General features: G+C 70.9%; 18 protein-coding genes and 1 tRNA gene. 11 read left to right on the top strand and 8 right to left on the bottom strand.

Translation table 11 applies throughout. From position 1 onward, the window contains the following. Window positions 1-10: 10 nt before the first annotated feature. On the bottom strand, window positions 11-328 hold the full coding sequence (locus BM288_RS02540; protein WP_092915533.1) for a hypothetical protein: 318 nt from the start codon (window positions 326-328) through the stop codon (window positions 11-13). A 94-nt stretch (window positions 329-422) separates the two neighbouring features. On the opposite strand from BM288_RS02540, the gene BM288_RS02535 reads away from it, so the two are divergent. Both BM288_RS02535 and BM288_RS02530 read left to right on the top strand, forming a co-directional pair. Continuing rightward, a complete protein-coding gene (locus tag BM288_RS02535; RefSeq protein ID WP_092915531.1) occupies window positions 423-797 on the top strand; it encodes a cold-shock protein in 375 nt (124 codons plus the stop codon). Beyond that, a complete protein-coding gene (locus tag BM288_RS02530; RefSeq protein WP_318255293.1) occupies window positions 781-1,611 on the top strand; it encodes a DUF3027 domain-containing protein in 831 nt (276 codons plus the stop codon). Before BM288_RS02535 ends, BM288_RS02530 begins: the two co-directional genes overlap by 17 nt. 26 nt (window positions 1,612-1,637) lie before the next feature. Here the strand turns inward: BM288_RS02530 and BM288_RS02525 are convergent, their stop codons facing one another. From BM288_RS02525 to serC, 4 genes are all read right to left on the bottom strand, one after another. Continuing rightward, a complete protein-coding gene (locus BM288_RS02525; protein WP_092915528.1) occupies window positions 1,638-1,976 on the bottom strand; it encodes a HepT-like ribonuclease domain-containing protein in 339 nt (112 codons plus the stop codon). Beyond that, window positions 1,976-2,428: a helix-turn-helix domain-containing protein gene (locus BM288_RS02520; RefSeq protein WP_318255292.1), complete on the bottom strand. Its 453-nt coding sequence runs from the start codon at window positions 2,426-2,428 to the stop codon at window positions 1,976-1,978. The genes BM288_RS02525 and BM288_RS02520 overlap by 1 nt, the downstream gene beginning before the upstream one ends. An 89-nt stretch (window positions 2,429-2,517) precedes the next feature. Further along, window positions 2,518-3,048, bottom strand: coding sequence for a GNAT family N-acetyltransferase (locus BM288_RS02515; RefSeq protein WP_318255291.1), 531 nt, complete (start codon window positions 3,046-3,048; stop codon window positions 2,518-2,520). A gap of 36 nt (window positions 3,049-3,084) precedes the next feature. Then, window positions 3,085-4,215 carry a phosphoserine transaminase gene (gene serC, locus BM288_RS02510; protein WP_092915526.1) on the bottom strand — a complete coding sequence of 377 codons (1,131 nt, stop codon included), beginning with the start codon at window positions 4,213-4,215 and terminating at the stop codon, window positions 3,085-3,087. Between the two features lie 70 nt (window positions 4,216-4,285). Here serC and BM288_RS02505 point away from each other — a divergent pair, with 70 nt between their 5' ends. The 4 genes from BM288_RS02505 (at window position 4,286) to BM288_RS02490 (ending at window position 6,958) form a co-directional block, all read left to right on the top strand. After that, window positions 4,286-4,957 (top strand): iron-dependent transcriptional repressor DtxR, encoded by a 672-nt coding sequence (locus BM288_RS02505; protein ID WP_092915524.1) that lies wholly within the window; start codon window positions 4,286-4,288, stop codon window positions 4,955-4,957. Between the two features lie 273 nt (window positions 4,958-5,230). Then, window positions 5,231-5,923, top strand: coding sequence for a C40 family peptidase (locus BM288_RS02500; protein WP_143102992.1), 693 nt, complete (start codon window positions 5,231-5,233; stop codon window positions 5,921-5,923). Window positions 5,924-6,024: 101 nt separating this feature from the next. Beyond that, window positions 6,025-6,801 carry an NlpC/P60 family protein gene (locus tag BM288_RS02495; RefSeq protein ID WP_177220222.1) on the top strand — a complete coding sequence of 259 codons (777 nt, stop codon included), beginning with the start codon at window positions 6,025-6,027 and terminating at the stop codon, window positions 6,799-6,801. Between the two features lie 85 nt (window positions 6,802-6,886). After that, window positions 6,887-6,958: transfer RNA gene (locus BM288_RS02490), tRNA-Arg, on the top strand. Between the two features lie 52 nt (window positions 6,959-7,010). Here BM288_RS02490 and BM288_RS02485 read toward each other — a convergent pair. Next, window positions 7,011-7,352 carry a YciI family protein gene (locus tag BM288_RS02485; RefSeq protein ID WP_092915518.1) on the bottom strand — a complete coding sequence of 114 codons (342 nt, stop codon included), beginning with the start codon at window positions 7,350-7,352 and terminating at the stop codon, window positions 7,011-7,013. 48 nt (window positions 7,353-7,400) lie between these two features. Between BM288_RS02485 and BM288_RS02480 the strand changes: the two genes are divergently transcribed. After that, complete coding sequence (locus BM288_RS02480) at window positions 7,401-7,691, top strand: DUF4287 domain-containing protein (protein ID WP_092915516.1); 291 nt, start codon at window positions 7,401-7,403, stop codon at window positions 7,689-7,691. Between the two features lie 71 nt (window positions 7,692-7,762). Continuing rightward, window positions 7,763-8,158 carry a PNPOx family protein gene (locus BM288_RS02475; protein ID WP_092915514.1) on the top strand — a complete coding sequence of 132 codons (396 nt, stop codon included), beginning with the start codon at window positions 7,763-7,765 and terminating at the stop codon, window positions 8,156-8,158. Window positions 8,159-8,185: 27 nt separating this feature from the next. Here the strand turns inward: BM288_RS02475 and BM288_RS02470 are convergent, their stop codons facing one another. Then, window positions 8,186-8,653, bottom strand: a complete 468-nt coding sequence (locus tag BM288_RS02470) for a DUF4870 domain-containing protein (RefSeq protein ID WP_092915512.1) — start codon at window positions 8,651-8,653, stop codon at window positions 8,186-8,188. Between the two features lie 208 nt (window positions 8,654-8,861). Here BM288_RS02470 and BM288_RS02465 point away from each other — a divergent pair, with 208 nt between their 5' ends. Both BM288_RS02465 and BM288_RS02460 read left to right on the top strand, forming a co-directional pair. Next, window positions 8,862-9,434 carry a hypothetical protein gene (locus BM288_RS02465; protein WP_143102990.1) on the top strand — a complete coding sequence of 191 codons (573 nt, stop codon included), beginning with the start codon at window positions 8,862-8,864 and terminating at the stop codon, window positions 9,432-9,434. 23 nt (window positions 9,435-9,457) lie between these two features. After that, a complete protein-coding gene (locus tag BM288_RS02460) occupies window positions 9,458-10,093 on the top strand; it encodes a hypothetical protein (protein WP_143102989.1) in 636 nt (211 codons plus the stop codon). Here the strand turns inward: BM288_RS02460 and BM288_RS02455 are convergent. Then, window positions 10,074-10,559: a nitroreductase family deazaflavin-dependent oxidoreductase gene (locus tag BM288_RS02455; protein WP_092916193.1), complete on the bottom strand. Its 486-nt coding sequence runs from the start codon at window positions 10,557-10,559 to the stop codon at window positions 10,074-10,076. The genes BM288_RS02460 and BM288_RS02455 overlap by 20 nt on opposite strands. 130 nt (window positions 10,560-10,689) lie before the next feature. Here BM288_RS02455 and BM288_RS02450 point away from each other — a divergent pair, with 130 nt between their 5' ends. Then, a complete protein-coding gene (locus tag BM288_RS02450) occupies window positions 10,690-11,751 on the top strand; it encodes a lipid II:glycine glycyltransferase FemX (protein WP_177220221.1) in 1,062 nt (353 codons plus the stop codon). Window positions 11,752-11,848 lie beyond the last annotated feature (97 nt).

Here is an 11,848-nt window from a genome sequence, read left to right as displayed (position 1 = left end):
GGTCGCCCGGTCACGCCCGGTGGGTGCTGGCCTTGTCGCGCGCGCTCATGATGACGAGCACGACGACCAGCACGATCATGATCGGCAGCGCCACCAGCGGCAGCCAGAACGCGTACTGCCATGCGATGCCCGCGAAGAAGTCGTTGCCGTCGCGGAAGGCGACGTGCAGCAGGGTGGCGGCGAAGCCGAGCACGGCGATCGAACCGAAGACGACGACGGCGACGGCGAGCGCGCGCTCGAGCGCGTCGCGGCCCGATCGTGTCTCGGCGACGGGCTGCGGTGCGCGCTTCCTGGGGCGCTGCGTCGGGTTGCTGCTGGCCTTCGGCATCCGACCAGGATATCGCGGCTCGGGGGCTCAGCCGACGCCACTACGCTGGAGCGAGCGGCAGGGCGCCGCCATCGATCTGCAGCAGGAGGGTGCCATGCCGACGGGCAGGGTGAAGTTCTTCGACGAGGCCAAGGGCTTCGGCTTCATCGCCGGCGATGACGGCGGCGAGGTGTTCCTGCACGCCTCGGCGGTGCCGGAGGGCGTGCTGATCAAGCCGGGCGCGAAGGTCGAGTACGGCGTCGCCGACGGCCGCCGCGGACCGCAGGCGCTGTCGGTGCGCGTGGTCGGGCCGACCGCCGTGCGCGCCGCGCGCCGCGACACCGAGGACATGGCGATCATCGTCGAGGACCTCGTTCGGCTGCTCGACACGATCGGCAACGACCTGCGCCGCGGGCGCTACCCGAGCGCCGCGCACGGCTCGACCGTCGCGCAGATGCTGCGAAGGGTCGCCGATGACCTCGACGCCTGAGTCCGACGCCGCCGCTCCCGAGGCGGTCGAGCCCGACGCTGCCCAGCCCGGCGCCGCCCCGACGCCGGAGCACCACGAGCACCACATCCCCGAGCCCGAGGCGGGCGAGGGGGAGTGGCCGGAGTCGGCGGCGACCGAGCCGTCGCACGCGGCGCCGCTCGATCACGCGACGGCGCACGACCACGCGACGGCGCACGACGAGCAGCCCCACGCATCCGCCGCTCACCCCGAGCAGCCGGCGCCCGAGCCGACGACGCCCACGATGCAGGAGCTCGAGCTGGCACTCGCAGCGCTCGACGAGATCGCGCCCGCCGGCGCGGTCGGCGAGGTGCAGGGTGCGCTGGCCGAGGGCGGCGCGCACGGCCAAGCGCAGGTGGTCGCCATCCGTCACGCCTCGACGCTCGCCGGCTATCCCGACTGGTCGTGGACGGTGCTGCTCTCGCGCGGCCTCGAGGGCGGCCCGACCGTGCTCGAGGTGGCGCTGCTGCCCGGCGAGACCTCGCTGATCGCCCCCGCATGGGTGCCGTGGTCGGAGCGACTGGCCGACTACCTCGCCGCGAAGGACGCGGAGGGCGCGGACGGGGACGCGGACGAGAACGACGAGGACGACGAGTTCGAGTCGGATCTCGAGGCCGATCTCGAGGACGACTTCGATGACGACTTCGACGTCGAGGACGCGGACGCCGATGAGGCCGACGCCGACGAGGACGACACCGACGGCGACGAGGACGAGGACGACGCCGACTGGGACGACGAGGACGACGGCGACGAGGACGACGACGCGGCAGGGATTTCCGGCGAAGACCGCGGGTGATCTGAGACTCTCCGTTCTGCGCTGCGTCAGTCTTCGTCGTCGCGGATCGTCCTGATCGCCGCTGCCTCTTGCGGGAGGTCGACCTCGAGCGTGCGCCACAGGACGTCGTCGTCGATCACCGCATACTCGTGAGCGACGAGGTTGCGCAGGTCCTTCATCTGCCTCCAGCGCACCGCGGGGTGCGCGGCGGTGAACGGATCGCCGAGACGGGCGACGGCGGCGCCGATGCGGATGAAGACCGCTTCCGCCGCCAGCTGCACGAGCTCGTCGTCGTCGAAGCGCGCTCTTCCCAGTTCGACGATGCGCGCCCCGGTCGCCGCGAACTCGAGCAGGTCGTCGAGCGCCTCCCGAACGCGAGCGTCCATCACAGCGGCACGGCCTCATCGAGGATGCGGGCATGCTTGGGCCGCAGCCCGCCTTCGCTGACGATGTCGACCTCGACGCCCAGCAGGTGCTCGAGGTCCTGACCGAGCCCCGCGATGTCGAACAGCGAGGCGGCGGCATCGAACGCGACGAGCAAGTCGAGGTCGCTGCCCGGCCGGTCGGTGCCGCGCGCGACCGAGCCGAAGACCCGTGCGCTGTTGGCATGGTGCTTGCGCAAGAGCTCCTCGACCGCGGATCGCTGCGCGGCGAGCGCGACGCTTGGTCGCGGTCTCGCAGCGGAAGCCAGTCGCTCCAGCATCTTCGATGATGGGCGTCTGCTGCCGCGCTCGTAGGCTGCGATGTTGGGCTGCGCAACTCCCGAGCGCTCCGCCAACTGGCGCTGCGTCAAGCCCGCGCGCTCACGGAGCAGCCGCACCTGCTCCTGCTCGTTCATGCCGGCCTCCTCGATATCTCCATGATATCGAGGACAGCGCCGCCCGCGGCTGCGAATCCACAGCTTCTGGGGGCGGGTGGGAGACGTGCTCAGAGCGCGCGCTCCCAGCGCACCTCGCCGTCCTGCCACCGCTCGGTGCGCTCGAGCCCGAGCCTTGATGCGACCCGCATCGACGCCTCATGCTGCGGATGCACGTGCGCGACCACCGTGCGCACCTCCTGACCGGTGAGCCAGTCGACCATCGCCGCGGCAGCCTCGACGGCGAGGCCCCGCCCCTGGTGGGCGACACCGACGACCCACGCCACCTCGGCCACCCGGGCGCCGCTCTGCTCCTCGACGGATGCCTGCACGTAGCCGACCGGCTCGCCCGATGCGCGGAGGCTGATGACCCAGTTCAGCCACCACTGCGCGCCGTCGGACGACTGTCCGACGACCTGCGCGGTGTAGCGCCTCCGCAGCTGCTCGAGGCTCGGTACCTCCCCGCCCGTGTACTCGTAGAGGGCGGCGTCGCCGAGCACCGGCACCAACGCATCCGCATCGTCGACGCGCAGCGGATCGAGCGACAGCCGCGCGGTGCGCAGCCGTTCGATGCGCGGCCACGCCGCCGGACGAATCAGCACTCCGTCACTCGCGCGCCGTCGGCGTGTGCACGCCGCTCAGCGCGCGTCGAGCAGGAAGTCGAGGCAGCGGGTGAGCTGCACGACATCGCTCGGCTCGATCGCCGCGAAGGTCGCGACCCGCAGCTGGTTGCGCCCGAGCTTGCGGTACGGCTCGGTGTCGACCACGCCGTTGGCGCGCAGCGCCTTCGCCAGCGCTGCCGCGTCGACCGAGTCGTCGAAGTCGATCGTGACGACCACGTTCGAGCGGTGCTCGGGATCGATCACGAACGGCGTAGCCTCGGCTCGGCCCTCGGCCCACGCGTAGAGCGTCCCGGACGACTCGGCCGTGCGCGCCGCCATGGCGCGCAGCCCGCCGCCGGCGAGCATCCACTGCACCTGCTCGTCGAGCAGCAGCAGGGTCGTGAGCGCCGGCGTGTTGAGCGTCTGGTCGAGCCGCGAGTTCGTGACTGCCTGCTGCAGCGAGAGAAAGTCGGGGATGTAGCGATCCGACGCGGCGATGCGCTCGATCCGCTCGATCGCCGCCGGCGAGGCGAGCGCCAGCCACAGGCCGCCGTCGGAGGCGAAGTTCTTCTGCGGCGCGAAGTAGTAGACATCCGCTTCGGCGGCGTCGACGGCCAGACCGCCCGCCGCACTCGTGGCGTCGACGACCGTCAGCGCATCCGCCCCCCACCCGTCGGTGCTGCGCGCTCGCACCACCGGGTGGAAGACGCCGGTGGAGGTCTCGTTGTGCGGGTAGGCGACCACGTCGACCTCGACGCCGTCGGCGACCGGCTCGAGCAGCGGTCGCGAGCCGGGCTCGGCGGTCGCGATCGACGGCGCCTCGAGCCAGGGCGCGGCGGCGGCCTTGCCGAACTTGGCGCCGAACTCGCCGAAGGTCAGGTGGTGCGAGCGGCGCTCGATGAGGCCGAAGGCGGCGGCATCCCAGAAGGCGGTCGAGCCGCCGTTGCCCAGCAGCACCTCGTAGCCCTCGGGCAGTGAGAAGAGCTCCGCCAGCCCCTCGCGCACCGTGCGCACGAGCGACTTGACCGGCGCCTGCCGGTGGCTGGTGCCGAGCAGCTCGAGGCTCGAGGTCAGGCGCGCGACCTGCTCGGGGCGCACCTTCGAGGGGCCGCAGCCGAAGCGGCCGTCGGCGGGCAGGAGGTCGGTGGGGAGAAGGATGTCGCTCACAGGACGATCCTATGAGCGCAGGACAATAAGGTGGGGGCATCCGGATGCGTGACAAGAGGGAGAGCTGCGGGTGACCGATCTCGTCGACACGACTGAGATGTACCTCCGCACGATCCTCGATCTCGAGGAGGAGGGCATCGTCCCTCTGCGCGCTCGCATCTCGGAGCGGCTGAACCACTCCGGCCCCACCGTCTCGCAGACGATCGCCCGCATGGAGCGCGACGGCCTCGTGGTGGTCGCCGCCGACCGGCACCTCGAGCTGACCGAGGAGGGCCGCGCGCTCGCGACCCGCGTGCTGCGCAAACACCGGCTGGCCGAGCGGCTGCTGGCCGATGTGATCGGGCTCGACTGGAGCCTGGTGCACGACGAGGCCTGCCGCTGGGAGCACGTGATGAGCGAGCAGGTCGAGCGCCGGCTGCTCGCGCTGCTCGGCAACCCGACCGAGTCGCCCTACGGCACACCCATCCCCGGGCTCGAGGAGCTGGGGCTCGCGCCGGCCGCACCCTTCCTCGCAGGCGTCGTGCCGGCGACGGATGTCCGGGGCGAGTCGGTCGTGCGGCGCCTGGGGGAGCCGATCCAGTTCGACATCGAGGGGCTGGCAGAGCTCCAGGCCGCGGGCGTGCTGCCGGGCGCGCGGGTCGTGGTGGCGGAGGCCGCCGGCCGCATCCGTCTCACCGTCGTCGACGGCGCGGCGATCGACCTGCCGGTCGAGCTCGCGCAGCACGTCTACCTCCAGGCCTGAGCAGGCGCCGCACGCGCAGCGGCTGCGAGCGCGTTCAGGCCGCGTTCAGGCAGTGCGCAGGCTCGCCGGTACGGTGCCTGTCGATTGTGACGAATTGGTAACGGTCGGGTAGTGTCGCCGGGTCAGCCTCGCACGCAGCGGTGCGGGGAACTGCATGAATGTCCTGGGGGATCACCGATTTTGAAGCAGCACACCACGGCCGTCGCGGTCGCGAGCGGCCCTGCTCGCACCATGTCAGGAACGGTGCGCCGCGGCGCCAAGAGCCTCGGGGTCGTGAGCATCGCAGCGGCGCTGGTCGGCGCATTGTCGCTGCCGGCCGCCGCGTTCTCGCAGCAGAGCCCGGAGTTCTCGCAGCAGCAGCTCGACAGCATCATCGCCGAGAACTCGCAGACCGTCACGGTCGCCGCCGACGCCCGCGTCGAGGCGATCGCGCGCGACGGCATGTCGGGCACCACGCCTGCGGAGCTCGAGGAGCTCCGCACGGCAGCGCAGGAGGCGGAGGAGGCCCGCCAGGCCGAGCTCGCCGAGGCGCGCGAGGCTGCCGCCGCGAACGCGGCCGGCACCGACGCCGCTGCTTCCGGCACCGCAGCCGCCGCCGCGACCGTCAGCATCCCGGCCAACAGCGGCATCGTCGGCATCGCGCAGTCGCAGCTCGGCGCCCCCTACGTCTGGGGTGGCTCGAGCCCGTCGACCGGCTTCGACTGCTCGGGCTTCACCGCCTGGGTCTACGGCCAGGCCGGCTATTACCTTCCCCACTCCTCCGGCGCGCAGGGCGGCTACGGCACAGCCGTGCCCGCCTCGCAGGTCGCCGCGGGTGACCTGCTGGTGTGGAGCGGCCACGTCGCCGTGTACGCCGGCAACGGTCAGATCATCCACGCCGCGACCAGCGGCAAGCCCGTCAAGTACTCGAACTACTCGGCGATGGTCGCCGCGTTCGGCACGCCCGACGTGCGCCGTTTCGGGTGAACCTGCGAGTCTGGTGACAAATCGGTAACGATTTGGTAACGTGGCTCGATGTGTCGCCCAGCGGCACGTTCTACGCAACGAGAGTTTTGGAGCATGAACCTGTGACGACTTCTACCGAGTTGACCGGCACCGAGCCCGGCAAGAAGCGCTTCAACCGCGCTTCGGTCGTGCGTGGCGCCCGTCGCGTCGGCGTGATCGCCGTTGCCGCCGCCCTTGCCACCCCGCTTGCGCTGCCGGCCTTCGCCTCCACCTCCGACACCAGTTCGCAGGAGTCGCTGTCGGCGCTCGTCGCCCGCGACGCGCAGCAGGTCTCCGGCGTGGTGACCGCTGGCGAGAGCACGCTCGCGGATGTCCGCCTCGACGTGCAGGCCACGACGCGTGCCGAACTCGAGCAGATTCGCGCAGAGCTCGAGGCGGCCGTCGAGGCTGAGCGCGAGGAGCAGGCGCAGGCAGCTGCCGCGGCCTCCAGCGCCAGCTCCAGCTCCAGCTCCAGCAGCTCGTCGAGCTCGTCCTCCTCGGCCGCCGCAGCCTCGGGCGCTGGCGCGGCCGGTGTCTCCGGCAGCGCCGTGGCGAACGCCGCGCTGGCCCAGGTCGGCGTCGCGCAGGACTGCACCGCGCTCGTGCGCAAGTCGATCGCCGCGGTCGGCCTCGGCTACTCGGGCATGGGCAACCTGTTCAACTACGGGCCCACCATCCCCATGTCGGCGGCCTCGCCCGGCGACATCATCTACTACTCCAACGGCGGCACCGGCAGCGCCCACGTCGCGATCTACATCGGCGGCGGCCGCGCGGTGCACGGCGGCTGGAGCGGCTACAACACGGTGGTCGCGGGTGTGAACATCGGTGGCTCGGCCCCGGTCTTCATCGACATCACGTGAGCTGAACCCACGCGCTGAGCGCCCGTCCCCGCACCGGGGGGCGGGCGCTTCGCACGTCCGGCCCGCGTTAGACTCGTCGGGCCCTGCCTCTGTAGCTCAATGGAAGAGCATCTCCGTCCTAAGGAGCTGGTTGGGGGTTCGAATCCCTCCAGGGGCACCGATCGTTCGGCGCCGCGCGGTCACGACTCCGGGTGTCACGACTCCGGGTGTCACGACTCCGGGTCGTGCATGAACTCCCGCACCTCCTGCGCGCACCGGCAGCCCTCCGCGATCCTCGCGGCCCATTCGAGCGCCGCCTCGCGGTCAGGCAGATCGAGCACCGCGAAGCCCCCGGTGAGCTCCTTGGTCTGCGGGTAGGTCCCCTCGGTCACGGTGCCGTCGCCGGCGACCATCACGGGCGGCACGCCCTCGTCGATGCCGCCGCCGAAGATCCACACGCCGACCGCCTTCGCCTCCCGCACGACCTCATGCGAGGCATCCGACACCGCATGCATCTCGGCGTCGGGCATCTGCATCGCGGGGGCCGGGAACGAGATCAGGAACTTCGTCATGGGCCAGATCTTCCTCCTGCCTGTGCCCGAGCGGAATAGGCTCTCGCCATGTCGTTCCAGGCGTACCTCGACGCGATCGAGGACAAGACCGGTCTCACCCCGCGCGAGCTCGTCGAGCAGGCGAAGCAGCGCGGCTACGACGACGCCTCCGTGAAGGCTGGCGTCATCCTCGAGTGGCTGCAGGCCGACTACGGCCTCGGTCGCGGGCACGGCATGGCGCTCGTGCACGTGATCAAGAAGGGGCCGCAGATCGACGCGAAGCATGTCGGCTCGACCGGCGCGCACCGCGACGAGAGCGACACGCTCTGGCTCGACGGCAAGGCCACGAAGCCGGCCTGACCGCGGGCAACACCGCCCTGGCCCGGTCGCTTGCGACGGCGGTGACGGTCCCGCAGGAGCATGATGGCGTCATGCGACGCGCCTGGCTCTGGTTCATCAAGCACACGCTCAACAAGCTGACGAGCAGGGCGGCGCGCGCCTCGGTCGGTCCGTTCTCGCTCGTGCGGCACGTCGGGCGCACGAGCGGCAAGACCTTCGAGACGCCGATCATCGTCGCGCCGGTGCCCGAGGGCTTCGTCTGCGAGCTGACCTACGGCGACGACGTCAACTGGTATCGCAACATCGTCGCGGCGGGCGGATGCGTCCTGGTCGTCGACGGGGTCGAGCACGAGATCGTCGCGGTCGAGCCGTACGGCACCGACGCCGGCCTGCGCGCCTTCGGCGGCGCGAGGGCGCTGGTGCTGCGGCTGCTGCGCCGGCACGACTTCCGGCTGCTGCGCACCGGAGGCGACGACCGCGGACGCTGAGGGCGCGCCCGCGGCCGCGAGCGTGGACTACTTGATCCAGCGGTAGTTCCAGGGGTACCGGTAGGAGCCGCCGTCCTTGACCTTCATCCCTCCCTTGATGCAGAAGATGATGTGCGCGATGTAGATCGCGAAGAGCAGCACGGTCACCAGGATCCACGCGAACAGCCCGAGCACCGGGATGAACCCGAGGATGACGTTCGCGATGTTCAGCACGATGACGACGCCGGCGATGTTGATCGACCAGTTGAGAGCCTCCTTGCTCTCGACCGCCACGCGCTGACCGCGATCCTTGAACATCATGAAGATGATCAGGGCCGGGATCACCGCGATCACGTTGAGAAAGTGCGAGAGCATCGCCCACTGCGCGTCCTCCGCCGCGCTGAGCGGAGCGGAGGCTGCGGGTGCCGGCTGGCCGCCGCCCGCTGCGGGTGCTGCGTAGGGCTGGGCGCCGTCTGCTGGGGGTCCTGCGTACGGCTGAGCGTTGGGGTCGGTCATGATCCGTGCCTTTCGACGTCATGGAAGCGCAGCGCCACGAAGCGGCGTCGCGACGCCAGTTGAGCAGGCGCCGCTCACAGGTCGCTCACGCGGGCGGCGGATGAGCCAGCGGAGCGGAGAACGGCGGCGTGTGAGCCGGCTGTGAGCGGTACCTGGTTGCTTGGAGCAGTCAGCATCTGGCGTGCTCAAACCCGGAAAGGGATCCTCCATGTCACGACCCATCGCCCGGCGCTCTTGGCGCGGAATCGTGCTGGGAGCCGTGCTCCTGTTCGGCGTCTCCGCATGCGCCACCTCCGGTGCCGCGCCGTCGGCCCCGCCGCCGTCCACCAGCACGGCGGTGCCGACTGAGGATTCCGCCGACGCCGACGCCGAGGTCGCCGCCGAGGTCGAGGTGGAGTCCGCCGCCGACGCTGCAGCAACCGTCGAGACGGAAGCCGGCTCATGCGATGACGCCGAGTTCGGCGACGTCGCAGCGCGCCCCGATCCGCTCGCAGAGCTGGGGATCCCCTTCTACCCGTGCACCCGCGAGATGACTGCGATGCCCGGCACCGACCCGCTGTTCGTGGGCGAGTACGTCACGGATCACGAGCTGATCATCGTGGAGGCGGCGATCGTCGCGCAGTTCGACGCCTCCGACTGGGAGATCACCGACAGCACGGTGGAGGGCGACAACGCGATCAGGACGGCGCAGATGCCGGGCTACTCGCTCGTCGTCGTGGTCGGCCCCGAGCGCACGAACCCCGACAGCAGCAGCATCCACTACACCTTGCGCGCCTCATGAGCGGCGAGCGAAGGAAGGCGATCATGCACCACGAATCCATCCGCAGACATGTACGCGTCGTGCCCGTCGCCAGCCTGCTCCTGCTCGCGCTCGCGCTGGCAGGATGCAGCGCCGGCGCAGGCGATGACGGCGCACCCGCCAGCTCGCTCGATGCCGGTGCTACGGCCCCCGGCGGCGCGACGACCCCCGCAGAGTCCGACACCGACAGCGACGACACCGACCCGCAGACCGACGAGGGCGAACAGCCCGCGCCCCCGCTCGATCACAGCAGCGCCCTGGCGGCGGGCATCGCCGGCGAGACGGCCATCACCTGCGAGTACACCTACGACGAGCAGGAGCTGGCAACGCTGAGGGCGTTCGCGGGGGGCGGCGAGGTGATGCCTGGTGCGACCGTCTACCTCGACGGCAGCACGGTCTACTGGGATCTGCCGGAGCCGGGAGGCGTGCTGGGGCACCTTCTGAGCTACGAGGGCGAGGTGTACACCTGGATGGAGCCCGATGCCACGGGCGCGTGGGCACCGTCGGAGGACCCCGAGGGGGAGCGCGCACTCCTCACGGAGCGGATGGAGCGGAACGCCAGCGAGTGCGCCGCCTACACCGGCCCGGCATCGATCTTCGAGGTGCCGGAGGAGATCACGTTCAGCGGCTTCCCCGGGTGAGGGGACGCTCCCGCAGCGCGAGCTCGACCATCGGCAGTCCGTCCACCGGCCGCCCGGTCGCCTTCTCGATCGCGCCCCGCAGCAGCTCCCAGTCGCGGGGACGCGCGGCGCGGTAGCGACCCAGTGCCTGCGCCGACTCCTCGTCGGACAGCAACCGGGCGGTCGCTGGAGCCCGCCGCAGCGATCCCGTGCTGACGAAGCACTGCGGGTGCGCCTTGAGGTTGCGGTACCACTGCGCCCGCTCGCCGAAGCCGCTCACGATCACGATCCGGTCGGGTGAGGGCCGCTCGACCACCTCGAGGCAGACGTAGCGGCGCAGGCCGGAGCTGCGGCCGCGGTGCTCGAGCATCAGGATGCGGCTGCCGAGCAGCCAGCCGAGCCCAGCCTTGTACAGGGCGATCGGCGCGCGCACGAGCGAGCGGGTCCGCAGCACCCGCGCGCCGATGGCCGAGAGCGACAGATCCATACCGGCGACGGTACTCCGGCTGGCTCGACGCCCCGCCCAGGCGGTGCGCGCCGGTACCATCGAGGGCGGTGCCGTGTGCACCTGCGCGAGCCAGCGCATCCGCCCCCACCGACCACCAGAGAGCGAGCGCATGAGCACCTCGAGCGAGCCGAAGCCGGCGAAGGCGACCGACGGGACCGCCTGGGATGCGCAGGTGCTCGAGGGGCAGTCGCGCGCGCACTACATGCAGTCGGATGCGTGGGCCAAGACCCGCGAGGCGAGCCCCTGGAGGGCGCTTAGGGATGTCATGAGCGTGCCGACGGACGACGGACGCAGCCGTGAGCTGCCGATCCAGCTGTTCGAGCGGACCGCGCCGCTGGCCGGCAAGATCCTCTTCCTGCCGCGCGTCTCGGGCATCGACGCGGCCGCGATCGACGCGATCACCGCGCGCGCCAAGGCCTACCCGAAGCGCTGGTTCGGGCTGAAGATGGAGACCTTCCAGACCGAGGACCCCGAACTGATCGCCGCGTTCGAGCGCAACGGCTGGGTGCCGGCCGCCTCCAGCCAGTACCAGCACGCGGTCGCCGTCGACCTCTCGGGCACGCTCGACGAGGTGGCCGCCCGCTTCAAGAAGCGCGCCCGCAACTCCTACCGCGCCGCCGAGAACAAGTTCGGCGTGACGGTCGAGAAGGTGCCGATGACCCCCGAGAACGAGGCGGAGATGCACCGCCTCATCGGCGAGACGAAGACGCGCTCGGGCGGCTACTTCCGCCACCCCGAGTACTTCCAGCGCATCTGGGACGTCTACAAGACCGTCGGCCAGGGCCACTTCTACGTCGCGCACTACGAGGGCGAGGTGCAGTCGATGGCATTCGTGATGCGCTTCGGCGACACCGCCTGGTACAAGGATGCGGGCTCGATCCGCGAGAACGCGAAGATCTTCGCGCCGTACCTGATGCAGTGGAAGATCATGCAGGACCTGCACGAGCAGGGCGTCACGCTCTACGAGCTCGCGAACATCCCCGACCCGGCCGAGTGGGAGACGAGCGACATCAAGGGCCTCTACACGTTCAAGACGGCGTGGGCGAAGGAGCCCGTCAAGTACATGCCGACCTACGAGCTGCCGCTGAGCCCGCGCTACGCGCTGTGGCAGAAGGCCGGCCGCTGGCTGCGCGCGGTCTACACGCGGCGCACGCGCGACGCCTGGTTCTAGGAGACCTGGTCGGGCAGGCCCGGCGGCGCAGGAAAAGCCGCGCGATTCTGCGGGTTCTCGCAGTGTCACCCGGCCGCGCCGCCTGCCCTTGACTATC

The organism is Agrococcus baldri (assembly GCA_900114805.1).
GTDB lineage: Bacteria > Actinomycetota > Actinomycetes > Actinomycetales > Microbacteriaceae > Agrococcus > Agrococcus baldri.
The sequence above is the reverse complement of the archived record's forward strand: the minus strand, read 5'-3'. Positions and strand labels throughout refer to the sequence as shown.